A 15,650-nucleotide genomic window follows, 5' to 3' on the forward strand; every position below is an offset into this window, starting at 1 on the left:
GGCATGCTGGACCACCTCGTCAAGGGCGCTATCGTCGTCGACGGCACCGGCGCCCCCGGCTACACCGCCGACGTCGGCATCCGCGACGGACGGATCGCCGTCATCGGAAACGTCACCGAGGAAGCCCGCACCACGGAGGACGCCGCCGGACTCGTCCTCGCCCCCGGCTTCGTCGACCCCCACACCCACTACGACGCCCAGCTCTTCTGGGACCCGTACGCCACGCCCTCGCTCAACCACGGGGTCACCACCGTGGCGGCCGGGAACTGCGGGTTCACCCTCGCGCCGCTGAACCCCGCCCGCCCGGGGGACGCCGACTACACGCGCCGCATGATGTCCAGGGTCGAGGGGATGTCCCTGGTGGCGCTGGAGCAGGGCGCGCCCTGGAGCTGGCACGGGTTCGGGGAGTACCTGGACGCCCTGGAGGGGCGGATCGCGGTGAACGCCGGGTTCATGGTGGGGCACTGCGCGCTGCGGCGGTACGTGATGGGGCCGGAGGCCGTCGGCGGGCAGCCGGACGAGGAGCAGCTCGGTGCGATGCTCCGGCTGCTGCACGAGGCCATGGACGCCGGGGCCTGGGGGCTGTCGACCACACAGTCCGGCACGCACTCCGACGGCGACGGGCAGCCCGTGGCCTCCCGGCACGCGCGGCCGGAGGAGCTGCTGGCGCTGGCGCGGGCCGTCGGGGAGCACGAGGGGACGCAGATCGAGGCGATCGTCGCCGGGTGCCTGGACCAGTTCAGCGACGCCGAGATCGAACTGCTGGCCGAGCTGAGCACGGTCGCCGGGCGCCCCCTGAACTGGAACGTGCTCACCGTCGACGCGGCCGTCCCGGAGCGGGTCCCCCGGCAGCTGAGCGCGAGCGAGCGGGCCCGGAAGGCCGGCGGGCGGGTCGTGGCGCTCACCATGCCGATCCTCACCCCGATGAACATGTCCCTCGGCACCTTCTGCGCCCTCAACCTCATACCGGGGTGGGGCCCGGTCCTGGGGCTCCCGGTGCCCGAGCGCATCGCCCGGCTGCGGGACCCGGACGTCCGCGCCGGGATGCTGCGGCGGGCCGGGTCGAAGGAGGCCGGCGTCTTCCGGCGGCTCACGGACTTCGGGCGGTACGTCATCGGCGACACCTACAGCGAGGCCAACCGGGGGCTCACCGGACGCGTGGTGCGCGACATCGCCGCCGAGCGCGGACAGGACCCCTTCGCCTGCCTGGTGGAGATCTGCGCCCACGACGAGCTGCGTACGGTCCTGTGGCCCATGCCGACCGACAACGACCCGGCGTCCTGGGCGCTGCGCGCCGAGACCTGGCAGCACGAGGACGTCCTGCTCGGCGGCTCGGACGCGGGCGCCCACCTGGACCGGATGTGCGGGGCGCCGTACACCACCCGGTTCCTCGGGGACTGTCTGCGCGGGCGGCGGCTGGTCGGTCTGGAGCGGGCGGTGCGGATGCTGACGGACGACCCGGCGCGGCTCTTCGGGCTGCGGGAGCGGGGCCGGGTGCGGGAGGGCTGGCACGCGGACCTCGTCCTCTTCGACCCGGAGCGGATCGACGCCGGCCAGGCCCGGCTGGTGCACGACCTGCCGGGCGACAGCCCCCGCCTGGACTCCCGGGCGGTCGGGGTGCGGGCCGTGTGGGTCAACGGCGTGGAGGCGATCCGGGACGACGTGGTGACCGGGGCCGTACCGGGCCGGGTGCTGCGGTCCGGGCGGGACACGCGGACGGTGAGCACGCGGTGAGCGCGGCCGGCGGGCACGCGGCGGGCGCGGGCGGTGCGCACGCGGGGGGTGAGGGGCAGCCGCTGTTCGTCGGCGGCCGGTGGGTGGCGCCGGACGCCGGGCACTACCCGGTGACCGACCCGGCCACCGAGGAGACCGTCGGCTGGGCGCCGGAGGCCTCGACCGCGCAGGCGCGGGCGGCCTGCGCGGCGGCCCGGGAGGCGTTCGGGGCGTGGTCGCGGACCCGGCCGGAGGAGCGGGCCGCGCTGCTCGGGCGGGCCGCGGAGATCATCCGGGAGCGGCTGGTGCCGTACGCCGACCTGGCCCGGTCCGAGACCGGCGCGACCACCGGGACGGCTCGCACCATGCAGGTCGGGGTGGCCGCGGCCCGCTTCCGCCGGTACGCGCGCGTGGAGCCCGCCGAGTGGGCCGTCGCCCCGCAGATCAACGAGGCCGGGCCGATGGGGAGGGCCGGGGTGATGGGGGCGCTGGCGGTACGGCAGCCCGTCGGGGTCGTCACCTGCGTCACCTCGTACAACAACCCGTGGGCCAACCCGGCCGGGAAGATCGCCCCGGCGCTGGCGATGGGCAACACGGTCGTGGTCAAGCCCGCCCCGCAGGACCCCCTCTCCGTGTACCGGATGGCGGAGGCGCTGGAGGCGGCCGGGGTGCCGCCGGGCGTGGTGAACGTCGTCTCCGGGCGGGACGTGTCCGTGGGGGAGGCCGTGGTGGCCTCCGGTGACGTCGACATGGTCAGCTTCACCGGGTCCACGGCCGTCGGGCGGCGCATCGGCGAGGTGTGCGGGCGGGACATGAAGCGGCAGCTGATGGAGCTGGGCGGGAAGGGGGCCGCGCTCGTCCTCGACGACGCCGACCTGGCCTCGGCCGTCGCCGGCATCGGCACCACCTTCTCCTTCTACAGCGGCCAGATCTGCACGGCCCCGACCCGGGTACTGGCCCAGCGCGGGGTGTACGACCGCCTGGTGGAGCACCTGGCCGCATACGCGGGCCGCCTGAAGGTGGGGGACCCGGCGGCTGCGGACACGGTCGTGGGCCCGCTGATCTCGGCCGAGCACCGGGAGCGCGTGGAGTCGTACGTCGAACTCGGCCGCGAGGAAGGCGCCGTGGTCGTGACGGGCGGCGAACGACCGCCCCTGGAACGGGGGTTCTTCGTCGCGCCCACCCTCCTCGCCGACTGCGCGAACGACATGCGGGTGGCGCGGGAGGAGATCTTCGGGCCCGTGGTGGTGGTGGTCCCGTTCGACGAGGAGGAGGAAGGGGTGGCCCTCGCCAACGACTCCGACTACGGCCTCATCGACTACGTCTGGTCCGGCGACGTCGCCCGCGCCTTCCGGGTGGCGCGGCAGCTGCGGGCCGGCGGTGTCGGCATCAACACCGTCGGGCGCAACATGGAGGCCCCGTTCGGCGGCTTCAAGAAGAGCGGTGTCGGCCGGGACGTCGGCGTCCACGCCCTGCACGCGTACAGCGAGGTGCAGTCCCTGGTGTGGCCTGGCTGAGGGACCTGCGGGCGACGGGGCTCAGTCGGTCAGGTCCACCCGTACGGTCAGCAGGTCCGTGCCGAGCGCGCGTACCGCCGCGCTGTTGAGGCGGGGCAGGGTGCGCAGCCGGGCCGCGGGGTCGTCGTCGGGGAGCAGGTGGGCGGTGCCGTGGTGCCAGCGGCCGGCGATGCGGACCCGGACCGTGGGATCGGCCTGGATGTTGCGCACGTACTGCGACTTCAGGCCGAACTCGGAGACCAGCCAGTAGGAGCTGCCGACGCGGCGCCCGCCGACCGGGGTCCGCCGGGGCAGGCCGGACGTCCGGCCGGTGGTCTCCAGCAGGTTCTGGAACGGCAGGCGCCGGATGAGCGGGTTGGCGACGTACCGCTGGAAGCGGGTCACGACGCGGTGCTTGCGGTCTGCGCGGCCTGACATGACTCCGGCTCCCCTGTTCTCTCCCGGTACGAGGACGCCAGCCTCCACCACGCCACGACGGAGCGCAACGGGGCCACGCCCCGGACCCGCCTCACCGAGCCGTCTCACCGAGCCGTCTCGGGCCCCCCGGATTCCGCGGGTCCGAGGAAGACCGGGTTGGTGAACGCGGCCATCGCCCCCGGCACCGGGCCGAGCGCCGCCTCGTGCCGTAGTTCGGCCCGCACATAGGCCGCGCGGTCCGGGGTCGTGCGCCACTCCACGGTGCCCGTGCCGGACACCGGCAGCGGTTCGCCGGTGTACAGCACGCCCTGGTCGGTGACGAACCGCACCGAGCAGCGCGGCGCCCCGGACACCTCCAGCCGGACGGTCACCGGGGTGTCGTTCGGGACCGCCAACCGCTCCCCGATCCCGGCCCGTTCACCCCCTTCGGCCGTCACGGAGAACGCCAGCGAGACCTGCCGTGACTCGGCCACGTACGACCGCCCGGCCCGCAGCCCCTCCTGGATCGCCTCCCGGGTCAGGTCGTCGGCGAGGACGACCGTCTGGGGCAGCCCGACGACGTCCGGGGCGCGATGGGCGTCGCTGTTGCCCATCGCGGGCAGCCACGCCCGCTCGCCCCGCGCCGACGCCACCAGCACCGCGTCCCAGGCCGCGAGCGCCAGTTCGTCGTCGGGTGTCCAGGGCCCGTTCCACACCTCCACGGCGTCCGCCCGCGCGAACCCGAACTTCCAGCCGCAGCCCACGCAGTCGGCGTGCGGATGGGCCGGGACGACCAGACCGCCGGCCCGCCGGATCTCCCGGGCGAAGTGCGCCCAGCGGCCGTCCCTGGCCCGGTAGCGCCAGTCGACGAAGGTGCCCGGCTCGGTGCCGAGCGCCAGGACGTGCCCGTTCCTGGTGGTGACCTCCTCGCCGAGCAGCACCAGCAGGTCGTCGCCGGCCGCGTCGGCCCAGTGGGCGTGCGAGGCGGACGTGTTGTGGTCGGAGCTGTTGAGGAAGTCGAGCCCGGCCGCGCGGGCCAGGTCCGCGATCTCGGCCGGGGTGCGGCGCCCGTCGGAGTGCCAGGAGTGCAGATGGCAGTCGCCCCGGTACCAGTCCCGCCCCCGCCCCCGGGCCCGGTCCGGCGGGTACACCGGCTCGGGCGTCTCCCCGGCGGCCCCCTCCGTCAGCGTGACGGTCACCTCGTACGACAGCCCCTGCGGCGCCACGGTGTACGGCCCGAGCGCGATGGACCAGGTGCCGGGCGTCAGCGGCCCCGGGAGATACCCGGGCGTGGCCGCGTCCGCCCGCACGAAGAACTCGCCGCGTGCGCCACCCGACCACCCCCGGAACCCCCGCCCGCCCAGCTCGGTACCGCGCGTGTCGAACAGCCCGATGTCGAGGGCGTTGCCGGGGGTGCCGGGCGGGACGGGGGGTTTGTCGTAGGTGTAGGCGACCTTCAACTCGCGTGTCCCCGGTGGTACGTCGAAGGGGAGGTACACATAGTCCGGGGACCCTGGGCCGAGAGTGCCGCGCAAGCTCGTCACAGGGCCCACGGTAGGCGCCCTGAAGGGCGCGGGACAGTATCCGTACGCGGCATCCGTGCGCGGCTTCGCCGCGTGGGCGCGACAAGCCGCGACGGACCCGCGCGCACCCCTGACGAGCGACCAACCGGTCGGTACGATGCCCCATGCGCATCTCCGTCACGATCTTCCTCACCGACGAGACCATCACCCCCACCCACCTCGCCCGCGAACTGGAACAACGCGGGTTCTCCGGCCTCTACCTCCCGGAACACACCCACATCCCGGTCGACCGCACCACCCCCTACCCCGCCGGCGGCGACCTCCCGCGCGAGTACGGCCGCACCCTCGACCCCTTCGTGGCCCTGGCCCAGGCGGCGGCCGTGACCCAGCGGCTGGCGCTCGGCACCGGCATCACCCTCGTCGCCCAGCACGACCCCATCGACCTCGCCAAGCAGATCGCCTCCCTCGACCACCTGTCCGGCGGCCGTTTCACCCTCGGCCTCGGCTACGGCTGGAACGTGGAGGAGGCCGCCGACCACCACGTGACCTGGCGGACCCGCCGGGAGCTGGTCCGGGACCGGATGGCGCTGATGCGCGCGCTGTGGAGCGAGGAGCCGACCGCGTACGAGGGGGAGTTCGGCACCGTACGGGCCAGCCTCGCCCACCCCAAGCCCGCCCAGAAGCCGCGCGGCCCGGTCGTCGGCCCGCGCACGCTCGTCGGCGGGGCCGCCGGACCCGGGCTGTTCGCGCACATCGCCGAGTACGCCGACGGCTGGCTGCCGATCGGCGGGCGCGGACTCTCCGAGTCGCTGCCCGTGCTGCGCTCGGTGTGGGCGGACGCGGGCCGCGACCCGGCCGCCCTCCAGGTCGTCCCGTACGCCGTCCAGCCCACCCCCGGCAAGCTCGCCCACTACGCCGAACTGGGCATCGAGGAGGTCGTGGTGCAGTTGCCGCCGGCCAGGGAGGCGGAGGTGCTGCGGGCGCTCGACGCCTACGGCCCCCTCCTCCCGGACAGTGCCCCGCAGCAGTGATCAAACGCGAACGTATGCTCAAGGAATGACGACTTCCGCGACCTCCGGAACCGGCCCCACCGAGAACTCCATGCGTCGCGCCCTCAAACGCGCCCGGGACGGCGTCGCCCTCGACGTCGCCGAGGCGGCGGTGCTGCTCCAGGCGCGGGGTGAGGACCTCACCGACCTCGCCGCCTCCGCCGCCCGGGTGCGGGACGCGGGCCTGGAGGCGGCGGGCAGGCCCGGCGTGATCACGTACTCGAAGAGCGTCTTCGTCCCCCTCACCCGGCTGTGCCGGGACAAGTGCCACTACTGCACGTTCGTCACCGTGCCCGGCAAGCTGCGCCGCGCCGGGCACGGCATGTTCATGTCCCCCGACGAGGTGCTGGACATCGCCCGCAAGGGCGCCGCCCTCGGCTGCAAGGAAGCCCTGATCACCCTCGGCGACAAGCCGGAGGACCGCTGGCCGGAGGCGCGCGAGTGGCTCGACGCGCACGGCTACGACGACACCATCGCCTACGTCCGCGCCATCTCCATCCGCATCCTGGAGGAGACGGGACTCCTTCCCCACCTCAACCCGGGCGTGCTGACGTGGACCGACTTCCAGCGGCTGAAGCCCGTCGCGCCCAGCATGGGCATGATGCTGGAGACGACCGCGACCCGCCTGTGGTCCGAACCGGGCGGCCCGCACCACGGCTCCCCGGACAAGGAACCGGCCGTCCGGCTGCGCGTCCTGGAGGACGCCGGCCGCTCCTCCGTCCCCTTCACCTCCGGCCTGCTCATCGGCATCGGCGAGACCTACGAGGAGCGCGCGGAGTCCCTGTTCGCGCTCCGGAAGGTCTCCCGGGCCCACCACGGCATCCAGGAGCTGATCATCCAGAACTTCCGCGCCAAGCCGGACACGGCGATGCGCGGCATGCCGGACGCCGAACTGGACGACCTGGTCGCCACGGTGGCCGTCGCCCGGCACATCATGGGCCCCTCCGCCTGCCTCCAGGCCCCGCCGAACCTGGTCGACGCCGAGTACGAGCGGCTGATCGGCGCCGGCATCGACGACTGGGGCGGGGTCTCCCCGCTGACCATCGACCACGTCAACCCCGAACGTCCCTGGCCGCAGATCGAGGAACTCACCGAGCGCTCCCGCGCCGCCGGCTTCGAACTGCGGGAACGCCTCTGCGTCTACCCGGAGTTCGTCCGCCGCGGCGAGCCCTGGCTGGACCCGCGGCTGCGCCCGCACGTGTCCGCCCTCGCCGACCCGGAGACGGGCCTCGCCCTGCCGGACGCGCCGGTCACGGGCCGGCCCTGGCAGGAGCCCGAGGAGGTGTTCACCGCCACCGGCCGCACGGACCTGCACACGTCCATCGACACCGAGGGACGTACCGGCGACCGGCGCGCCGACTTCGACGAGGTGTACGGCGACTGGGAGGCCCTGCGGGAGGCGGCGGCCCCCGGCATGGCCCCCGAACGCATCGACGCCGACGTGCGCGAGGCGCTGCGCACGGCGGCCGACGACCCCACCCGGCTGACCGACGCCGAGGCCCTCGCCCTGCTGCACGCGGACGGTCCGGCGCTGGACGCGCTGTGCCGGGTGGCCGACGACGTCCGCAGGTCGGCGGTCGGTGACGACGTGACGTACATCGTCACCCGGAACATCAACTTCACCAACGTCTGCTACACCGGCTGCCGGTTCTGCGCCTTCGCGCAGCGCCGCACGGACGCGGACGCGTACACGCTCTCGCTGGAGCAGGTCGCCGACCGCGCCCGGCAGGCGTGGGACGTGGGCGCGGTCGAGGTGTGCATGCAGGGCGGCATCCACCCGGACCTGCCGGGCACCGCGTACTTCGACATCGCGAAGGCGGTGAAGGACCGCGTCCCCGGGATGCACGTCCACGCCTTCTCCCCGATGGAGGTGGTGAACGGCGCGACCCGGACCGGCATGTCGATCCGCGAGTGGCTCACGGCGGCCAAGGAGGCGGGCCTGGACTCCGTGCCCGGTACGGCTGCGGAGATCCTGGACGACGAGGTCCGCTGGGTGCTGACCAAGGGCAAGCTGCCCGCGGCCACCTGGATCGAGGTGATCCGCACCGCGCACGAGCTGGGCATCCGCTCCTCGTCCACGATGATGTACGGGCACGTGGACCAGCCCCGGCACTGGCTCGGCCATCTGCGCACACTGGCCGGGCTCCAGCGCGAGACGGGCGGCTTCACCGAGTTCGTCACGCTGCCGTTCATCCACACGAACGCGCCGGTGTACCTGGCCGGCATCGCCCGCCCCGGCCCGACGCTGCGGGACAACCGGGCGGTGACGGCGATGGCCCGTCTCCTGCTGCACCCCTGGATCCCCAACATCCAGACAAGCTGGGTCAAACTGGGCACCGAGGGGGCGGCGGAGATGCTCCGCTCCGGCGCGAACGACCTCGGCGGGACGCTGATGGAGGAGACGATCTCCCGCATGGCGGGCTCCTCGTACGGCTCGTACAAGTCGGTCCGCGACCTGGTCGCGGTGGCGGAGGCGGCCGGCCGCCCCGCGAAGCCGCGCACCACCCTCTACGGCGAGGTACCGGAGGAACGCCGGCGGGCGGCCGAGGCGTCCGACGGGCACCTGCCGGACCTGCTGCCGGTCCTGGACTGAGCGGCCTCCCGGACCGATCCCCCTCCGCGGACTGAGTACGATGATCCGACCCCTTGTGCCGAGAAGGGGGACCCGTAGCGGAGGAGATGCGTCCCGTGGCTGCCCGACTGCCCTCGTGGGCCTGGGTCACCGGTCTGACGGCGGGGGCGACCGCTGCCGTCGTCGCCCTCGCCGTGCAGGCGAACCACGGGCCGCATCCCACGGCCGCCGTGACCAGGCCCAGCGCGTCGGCAACGGCGAGCCCCCACGCGACGCCGACGCCGAGGACGCCGTCCGCCCCCGCCCTGCCGGACGAGTCCGGCGAGGGCCGCCGGATCGTGTACGCGCTCGGTGAGAAGCGGGTCTGGCTGGTCGACGCGACCGGCAAGGCGGCCCGCACGTTCACGGTGTGGCCGGGCACGGTGAGCCCGCAGCCCGGCCGCTACTCGATCACCCTGCGCACCCAGTCCCTCAAGGGCTCGGACGGCGTGCAGATCGAGCACATCATGTACTTCACCAAGGTGAACGGCGTGAACATCGCCTTCTCCAACGCCCTCGACGGCTCCTCGCCCCCGCCCGCGAACGGCCAGAAACTGGGCGGCATCCGCCTCCACAAGGAGGACGGAGCCGCCCTGTGGGCCTTCGGCGACCAGGGCACCCGGGTCGCGGTGGTCAAGTAGCGTCCCCGCGGGGCCGGGGAGTGGCCGTCGACGTGGTGCGGTCCGGCGGGACCGGGACCGCGGTCGCCGTCGGCAGATCCCCTTCCGGCCGGCGCGCGCCGGTCCACTCCGTGGCGCCGTCGACCCGTACGTCCGCCAGGCCGGCCCCGGCGAGGTCCGCGCCGGTCAGATCCGCTCCCCGCAGGTCCGCCTCCGTCAGGTCGGCCTCCCGCAGGTCCGTCTTGTACAGATTGGCCCGGGACAGATCGGCGCCGCGCAGGATCGTCCGCCGCAGCGCGGTGCCCCGCAGGTCCGCGCCGGACAGCTTCGTGCCCTCCAGGTCACCGCGCGAGAAGACCGCGCCGGCGAGCAGCGCACCGCTCAGATCGGCGCCCTTGAGATCGACGTCGGCCAGCTGGACGCCCCGCAGATCGATGGCCCGGTCCCCGTCGTGCCCGGGATCGCGCTGACCGAGCACGGACAGCGCCGCCTGGATGTCGGGTGCCTTCTCGGCCGAGGTCGCCTTCTTGGCCGCGTGGGCGCGGATGTACTGGGACAGGTCGTAGATCACGGCCGGCTGCTGCCGCGGCGAGTCCTCCATGATGCCCTGCAAGGAGAAGATCGCCCCCCTGCGGATGTTGGCGGAGCCGTCGTCCAGCCGCTCGATCGCCTTGTCGTACCGGTCCGCGATCTGTCCCTGCTCCGAGATGGTCAGTTCCTCGGACACCTGCGTGACGGACACCCAGGTGAAGACCAGGGTGGCGACCGCCGTCAGCCCGGGGAGCAGCATGGCGAGGAGCCCCGCGCGCCGACCCCAGCCTTCCGGGCCGGCCGCCGGACCGGTCCCCGCCTCGGCCGCGCCGCCGGTCCCCGCCCCCGCCGCGCCGCCGGTCCGCTCCGGAGCCCTCGGGCGGTGCCCCGGGCGGCGCGCGCCCAGCGGAGCCCGGGACCGCTGCCCGGCCGCCCGGCCGGCCCGCGCCCGGCGCTCGGCGATCCGCCGCAGCTGTCCGCTCCGCGCCCCCGCCCGGGGTATGCCCCGCGTCATGCGGAGTCGGCCCGCCGGACCGGACCCGGCAGCAGGTTGACGATCAACGCGACACCGCTGAGCAGGAACACGCGGGTCGCCGCCTCCAGGCCGTTCCACGTCTTCGATTGCCACATCGCGAACCACTCACCGCCGATCGCGATGAACCCGGCGCCGAAGAGCAGCAGGAGCATCAGCAGACCGTAGGTGGACCAGCGCCGGGCGAGGTCGTCCTTCCGCCGCGCCCACAGGTACGTCCCCAGGATGAGCAGCAGGGCCGCCACCGTCTCCCACACGATGACGAGGACGTACGCGGTGTCCTGAAGCGCCGTACTGGTGACGGCCCGCCACATCAGATCGTCGTCCTTGAACGTCGTGTCCATCGCCAGCACATGCCGCACGAACTGCTGGTTGGTCCCGAAGTCCGTGATGTTCCCGAGCGCGACCAGGGCGATGTAGAGGGCGAGTATGCCGGTGAGCACACCGGCGGCAAGCCTGAGGCCGGTGTGCTGGGTGGGAGTGGTGGTCATGGCTGGATTCTTCCCGGTGGCCGCCCCGGTCCGCCGTACGCATTGCGCCAGAATCCGGCCGGGAGGCACTCAACGGACCGTCCCGGGTCGATTACAGTGCTGGGCGTCGTACAGGCGGACGGTGCCAGGGGAGGTCTGGTGGGGGCGACAGCCGGTGCCGTCTGGGGGCGTGCCGAACAGCAGGACTTCCGGAGCCGGGTGCGGGGCACGCTGCTCGGGGCCGCGGTGGGCGACGCGCTGGGCGGGCCCGCCGATCCCCTGTCCCTGGCGGAGATCCGGGCCGCGTACGGCGGTGAGGGCCTGCTGGACCTGGCCTTCGGGCACGGGCGGCGCGGCACGGTCACCCATCACACCCAGCTCACCCTGTTCACCGTGGACGGGCTGATACGCGCCCAGGTGCGCCGCGACACCGGCGCCTGGCACCCGCCGACCGATCTGCACCGGGCCTATCTGCGCTGGGCGGCCACCCAGCGGGACTGGGGGCCCGACGAGCGCCGCAAGGACGACGGCTGGCTGGCCCGCGAGGAGTGGCTGTACGCCCGCCGGGACCCCGCCCGCGCCCTGCTCATCGGGTTCGGCGACGACACCATGGGCACGCTGGAGTCCCCGAAGAGCCCGGGGGAGCTGGGGCCGGAGGCGGTCGCCCGCTCGGCACCCTTCGGCCTCCTCGTCGGCTGGGAGCCCCAACTGGTCGTCCAACTGGCCGTGGAGTGCGCCGCCCAGACCCACGGCCACCCCATCGCCTACCTGTCGGCGGGCGCGTACGCCGTGATCGTGCACGGGCTGGCCCGCGGCGACAGCCTGGACGGTGCCGTGCAGCGGGCCCTCGCGCTGCTCGCCGTCCGCCCCGGCCACCAGCCGGTCTCCGACGCCCTCCAGCACGCCCTCGGCGCGGTACGGCAGGGCATGCCGACCCCGGCCCGGGTGGAGGAGCTGGCCGGTGACGGTACGGCGGACGGACTGCTGGCCGCCTCCGTGTACTGCGCGCTGGTGGGGGAGGACGTACGGCACGGGCTGTGCCTGGCGGTGAACCAGAGCGGCCCCTCCGCCGCGGCGGGTGCCCTCACCGGGGGCCTGCTCGGTGCCCTGCACGGCGAAACGGCCCTCCCGCCGGCCTGGCTGGCCGAACTGGAGGGCCGCCCCACGATCCTGGAACTGGCCGACGACTTCGCGATGGAGATGACCCAGGGCCCCGCACTGCACGGCCCGGCCGGCTCGTCACCGGGGTGGCTGGCCCGGTACCCGCGGGCGTAGGCGCGGCTTACGGCAGCGGACCCTACGGCGCTCCCACCACGTCGTCGCCCGCCGTGGCCGGCACCGGCACCGCCGCCACCGCGTCCCCGTCCGTGTTGACCTTCTCGATGACGGCCATGCGGGCCGGGGTGTCCTCCGGCTTGAGGTGGCCGATGAGGATGTACAGGACCAGGGAGACCGCGAGCGGGATCGAGACCTGGTACTGGAGCGGGACGCCGCCGTCGACGCTCCAGTTGATGGGGTAGTTGACCAGCCAGAAGGCCAGCAGACCCGCCGCCCAGCTGGTGAGCGCCGCCGTCGGGCCGGAGCGGCGGAACGGGCGGAGCAGGCCGAGCATCATCGGGATCGCGATCGGTCCCATCAGACCGGCCACCCACTTGATGACGACGGTGATGATGTCCTTGAAGGTGGGGGAGTTGACCTGGGTCGCGACGGCCATGGACAGGCCGAGGAAGACGACCGTCGTGACGCGGGCCGCGATCAGTCCCGAACGCTCGTTCCAGCCCCGTGCCTTGGCCGACAGCACCGGTGCCACGTCCCGGGTGAACACGGCGGCGATCGCGTTGGCGTCGGAGGAGCACATCGCCATGGTGTGGGAGAAGAACCCGACGATGACGAGGCCCAACAGGCCGTGCGGCAGCAGTTGTTCGGTCATCAGGGCGTAGGAGTCGGAGCCGTCCGGCTTCTGCGCGTGGACCAGCAGCGGGGACATCCACATCGGGAAGAACAGCACCACCGGCCAGACCAGCCACAGCACCGCCGACAACCGGGCCGAGCGCTCGGCCTCGTGGGCGCTGCCGGTGGCCATGTAGCGCTGGGCCTGGTTGAGCATGCCGCCGTTGTACTCGAAGAGCTTGATGAAGAGGAACGCGAGGAGGAACACCGTGCCGTAGGGGCCGACCAGCGGCTTGCCGTGACCGTGCAGGGCCGGCTCGTCCCAGGCGCCGAAGAAGCCGATGTTCTTGTCGTTCAGCTTCAGCACGACCGCCACGAACATCGCGACGCCGGCGAGCAACTGGATGACGAACTGGCCGAGTTCGGTCAGCGCGTCCGCCCACAGGCCGCCGATCGTGCAGTAGACGGCGGTGATCGCGCCGGTGATGAGGATGCCCTGGTTCAGCGAGATGCCGGTGAAGACGGACAGCAGGGTGGCGATGGCCGCCCACTTGGCGCCCACGTCCACGATCTTCAGCAGCATGCCGGACCAGGCGAGCGCCTGCTGTGTGGAGAGGTTGTAACGGTTCTTCAGGTACTCCAGCGGGGAGGCCACATGGAGCCGGGAACGCAGTCGGTTGATGCGGGGCGCGAACAGCTTCGACCCGATGGCGATGCCGAGCGCGATGGGGAAGGACCAGGTGATGAAGGAGGTGACGCCGTAGGTGTAGGCGATGCCCGCGTATCCGGTGAACATCACGGCGCTGTAGCCCGACATGTGGTGCGAGATGCCGGAGAGCCACCAGGGCATCTTGCCGCCGGCCGTGAAGAAGTCGGAAACGTTGTCCACGCGCTTGTGCGACCAGACGCCGATCGCGACCATCACACCGAAGTAGCCGATGAGCACGGCCCAGTCGAGACTGTTCATGTGCCCGATCGTGGGTCTGCTCACATGAACACGACAAGCAAGCGTAAGGTCAAGTCAGAGTAAAATTGTTCTGCTTGCTGATCTGCGTTCATTAACGTGAACAACCCGACGAACCTGGGGAGTTGGGTCAGCGCATCAGCTCGCCCGCGTTGACCAGCAACGACTGACCCGTGATCGCCCGCGCCCGGTCCGAGGCGAGGAACACCGCCGCATCCGCCACATCCCCGTCGGTGGCCAGCTCCGGCAGTGCCATCCGCTCGGTCAGCCGCGCCAGCACCTCCTCCTCCGGCACCCTTTCCGTCAGCGCGGTGAACTGGACGTACGCCTGCACCGGCGGCCCCCACATCCAGCCGGGCAGCACGGAGTTGACCCGGATCCGGTACGGCCCCAGCTCCCGCGCCAGCGAGTACATCGCGCTGGTCAGCGCCCCCTTCGAGGCGGCGTACGCGGCCTGCTTCACCTGCGAGGGCGCGGCCACGGCCGACTGCGTCCCGATGAACACCACCGACCCGCCCCCGCCCGCCTTCAGCGCCGGCAGACAGGCGCGGGTCATCCGCAGCGTCCCCAGCAGGTTCACGTCGACGACCGACTGCCAGGTCGCGAAGTCGGCGTCCTCCAGCCCGCCGAAGTACGAGTCCCAGGCGGCCACCTGCACCACGGCGTCGATCCCGCCGAACCGCTCCCGCGCCAGCGCCGCCAGCGCCTCGCACTGCCCCTCGTCCGTGATGTCCGTCGCCCGGAACGCCGTCCGCGTGCCCCCCGGATCGATCCCGGCCGCGCTCTTGGCGAGGTTCGCCTCCGTGCGCGCCCCGAGCACCGCGTTCCCGCCGTCCCGCACGACGGCCGCGGCCACCTGGTGGCCGAGCCCGGCCCCGACGCCCGAGACGACGACGGTCTTGCCCGCGAGCAGGGACATGGCCCCTCCTTCGGTATGGCGCTTCTTCTGACGGAGCGTCAGAGTATGGGCGACCGCAGGAAAGGGGAACCGCATGAGCGAGGACACCCGCAGCGAGCGGTACGCCGAACTGGCCGCCGTCGGCCCGTACGGCGTCCGCCCCGGCCACGCGCTGATCACCATGGTCGAGCCGCACCCCGGCCACGAGTACGCGTACAACCGCTGGTACGAGGACGACCACTACTACGCCGGCGCGATGGCCATGCCCTGGATGTACGCGGGCCGCCGCTGGGTCGCGACCCGGGAACTGCAACTGCTGCGCTACCCGGAGAAGTCGGCCGTCGCCCAGCCGGTCACCGCCGGCTGCTACCTCTCCACCTACTGGATCACCGCCGGCCGCTACGACGACCACATGAAGTGGACGGTCGCCATCAACAAGCGGCTCAACCGGGACGCCCGCGTCTACCACGACCGCACCCACGTCTTCACGGCCTTCCAGGACCACGAGACGACGGTGTACCGGGACGGCGCCGCCGGTCCCCGGGACTTCCACGCCCTCGACCACCCGTACCCGGGCCTGGTGCTGGAGGTGATCGACGCCGAGTCGCCGCAGCGGCGGGCGGCACTGCTGGAGTGGTTGCGCGCCCGCCATCTGCCGCGCCGCCTCGCGGGCTCCCCGGCGGCGATGGTGACCGTGTTCCGGCCCACCCCGCTGCCGGGCGACCGCATGACCTACGTCCGGCAGGTCGAGGGCGTGGACACCCGGCTGACCCTGCTGTGGTTCCTGGAGCGGGACCCCCACGCGTGCTGGGAGGAGCACTTCACGGGGCTGGACGGGCAGGTGGCCGCGGCGGGGCTGGGCCGGGTGGAGCTGGTGGCGCCGTTCATCCCGACGGTGCCGGGCACGGACACGTACGCCGACCGGCTCCGCTGACC

General features: G+C 73.1%; 13 protein-coding genes. 7 read left to right on the forward strand and 6 right to left on the reverse strand.

Annotated elements, in window-relative coordinates; translation table 11 throughout:
• The first annotated feature begins 3 nt into the window (after nucleotides 1-3).
• Together IE294_RS11625 and IE294_RS11630 are read left to right on the forward strand one after the other, a co-directional pair.
• Nucleotides 4-1,734 carry an N-acyl-D-amino-acid deacylase family protein gene (locus IE294_RS11625; protein ID WP_189885004.1) on the forward strand — a complete coding sequence of 577 codons (1,731 nt, stop codon included), beginning with the start codon at nucleotides 4-6 and terminating at the stop codon, nucleotides 1,732-1,734.
• 62 nt (nucleotides 1,735-1,796) lie between these two features.
• Nucleotides 1,797-3,230, forward strand: a complete 1,434-nt coding sequence (locus IE294_RS11630) for an aldehyde dehydrogenase family protein (protein WP_189885230.1) — start codon at nucleotides 1,797-1,799, stop codon at nucleotides 3,228-3,230.
• 21 nt (nucleotides 3,231-3,251) lie between these two features.
• On the opposite strand, the gene IE294_RS11635 is transcribed toward IE294_RS11630, so the two are convergent.
• Nucleotides 3,252-3,647 (reverse strand): nitroreductase/quinone reductase family protein, encoded by a 396-nt coding sequence (locus tag IE294_RS11635; RefSeq protein WP_058080909.1) that lies wholly within the window; start codon nucleotides 3,645-3,647, stop codon nucleotides 3,252-3,254.
• Between the two features lie 104 nt (nucleotides 3,648-3,751).
• Nucleotides 3,752-5,170 (reverse strand): CehA/McbA family metallohydrolase, encoded by a 1,419-nt coding sequence (locus IE294_RS11640; RefSeq protein ID WP_229917130.1) that lies wholly within the window; start codon nucleotides 5,168-5,170, stop codon nucleotides 3,752-3,754.
• A 143-nt stretch (nucleotides 5,171-5,313) separates the two neighbouring features.
• Between IE294_RS11640 and IE294_RS11645 the strand changes: the two genes are divergently transcribed.
• The 3 genes from IE294_RS11645 (at nucleotide 5,314) to IE294_RS11655 (ending at nucleotide 9,450) form a co-directional block, all read left to right on the forward strand.
• Entirely contained in the window at nucleotides 5,314-6,180 is an 867-nt protein-coding gene (locus tag IE294_RS11645) for an LLM class F420-dependent oxidoreductase (RefSeq protein ID WP_189885007.1), read from the forward strand.
• Between the two features lie 25 nt (nucleotides 6,181-6,205).
• The gene (locus IE294_RS11650) at nucleotides 6,206-8,791 is read left to right on the forward strand and encodes a bifunctional FO biosynthesis protein CofGH (protein WP_189885009.1); all 2,586 of its coding nucleotides are present in this window, start codon (nucleotides 6,206-6,208) and stop codon (nucleotides 8,789-8,791) included.
• An 86-nt stretch (nucleotides 8,792-8,877) separates the two neighbouring features.
• Nucleotides 8,878-9,450: a hypothetical protein gene (locus IE294_RS11655; RefSeq protein WP_189885011.1), complete on the forward strand. Its 573-nt coding sequence runs from the start codon at nucleotides 8,878-8,880 to the stop codon at nucleotides 9,448-9,450.
• Here the strand turns inward: IE294_RS11655 and IE294_RS47510 are convergent.
• Together IE294_RS47510 and IE294_RS11670 are read right to left on the reverse strand one after the other, a co-directional pair.
• The gene (locus tag IE294_RS47510) at nucleotides 9,443-10,474 is read right to left on the reverse strand and encodes a pentapeptide repeat-containing protein (protein ID WP_229917131.1); all 1,032 of its coding nucleotides are present in this window, start codon (nucleotides 10,472-10,474) and stop codon (nucleotides 9,443-9,445) included. The genes IE294_RS11655 and IE294_RS47510 overlap by 8 nt on opposite strands.
• Complete coding sequence (locus tag IE294_RS11670) at nucleotides 10,471-10,983, reverse strand: DUF2165 domain-containing protein (RefSeq protein ID WP_189885013.1); 513 nt, start codon at nucleotides 10,981-10,983, stop codon at nucleotides 10,471-10,473. Before IE294_RS11670 ends, IE294_RS47510 begins: the two co-directional genes overlap by 4 nt.
• A gap of 138 nt (nucleotides 10,984-11,121) precedes the next feature.
• Here IE294_RS11670 and IE294_RS11675 point away from each other — a divergent pair, with 138 nt between their 5' ends.
• Complete coding sequence (locus IE294_RS11675) at nucleotides 11,122-12,237, forward strand: ADP-ribosylglycohydrolase family protein (protein WP_189885015.1); 1,116 nt, start codon at nucleotides 11,122-11,124, stop codon at nucleotides 12,235-12,237.
• A 22-nt stretch (nucleotides 12,238-12,259) separates the two neighbouring features.
• On the opposite strand, the gene IE294_RS11680 is transcribed toward IE294_RS11675, so the two are convergent.
• The gene (locus IE294_RS11680; protein ID WP_189885017.1) at nucleotides 12,260-13,819 is read right to left on the reverse strand and encodes a sodium:solute symporter family protein; all 1,560 of its coding nucleotides are present in this window, start codon (nucleotides 13,817-13,819) and stop codon (nucleotides 12,260-12,262) included.
• 127 nt (nucleotides 13,820-13,946) lie between these two features.
• Complete coding sequence (locus IE294_RS11685; RefSeq protein WP_189885019.1) at nucleotides 13,947-14,735, reverse strand: SDR family oxidoreductase; 789 nt, start codon at nucleotides 14,733-14,735, stop codon at nucleotides 13,947-13,949.
• A gap of 73 nt (nucleotides 14,736-14,808) precedes the next feature.
• Here IE294_RS11685 and IE294_RS11690 point away from each other — a divergent pair, with 73 nt between their 5' ends.
• Nucleotides 14,809-15,648 carry a hypothetical protein gene (locus IE294_RS11690; protein ID WP_189885022.1) on the forward strand — a complete coding sequence of 280 codons (840 nt, stop codon included), beginning with the start codon at nucleotides 14,809-14,811 and terminating at the stop codon, nucleotides 15,646-15,648.
• Nucleotides 15,649-15,650 lie beyond the last annotated feature (2 nt).

It is taken from the genome of Streptomyces canarius, assembly GCF_014650735.1.
Classification (GTDB): domain Bacteria; phylum Actinomycetota; class Actinomycetes; order Streptomycetales; family Streptomycetaceae; genus Streptomyces; species Streptomyces olivaceoviridis.

Bases quoted from the DNA above. Each gene is read 5' to 3' on its own strand.
- IE294_RS11625 (WP_189885004.1), top strand. From the start codon at position 4: ATGCTGGACCACCTCGTCAAGGGCGCTATCGTCGTCGACGGCACCGGC.
- IE294_RS11635 (WP_058080909.1), bottom strand. From the start codon at position 3,647: ATGTCAGGCCGCGCAGACCGCAAGCACCGCGTCGTGACCCGCTTCCAG.
- IE294_RS11645 (WP_189885007.1), top strand. From the start codon at position 5,314: ATGCGCATCTCCGTCACGATCTTCCTCACCGACGAGACCATCACCCCC.
- IE294_RS11650 (WP_189885009.1), top strand. From the start codon at position 6,206: ATGACGACTTCCGCGACCTCCGGAACCGGCCCCACCGAGAACTCCATG.
- IE294_RS11655 (WP_189885011.1), top strand. From the start codon at position 8,878: ATGCGTCCCGTGGCTGCCCGACTGCCCTCGTGGGCCTGGGTCACCGGT.
- IE294_RS47510 (WP_229917131.1), bottom strand. From the start codon at position 10,474: ATGACGCGGGGCATACCCCGGGCGGGGGCGCGGAGCGGACAGCTGCGG.
- IE294_RS11670 (WP_189885013.1), bottom strand. From the start codon at position 10,983: ATGACCACCACTCCCACCCAGCACACCGGCCTCAGGCTTGCCGCCGGT.
- IE294_RS11680 (WP_189885017.1), bottom strand. From the start codon at position 13,819: ATGAACAGTCTCGACTGGGCCGTGCTCATCGGCTACTTCGGTGTGATG.
- IE294_RS11685 (WP_189885019.1), bottom strand. From the start codon at position 14,735: ATGTCCCTGCTCGCGGGCAAGACCGTCGTCGTCTCGGGCGTCGGGGCC.
- IE294_RS11690 (WP_189885022.1), top strand. From the start codon at position 14,809: ATGAGCGAGGACACCCGCAGCGAGCGGTACGCCGAACTGGCCGCCGTC.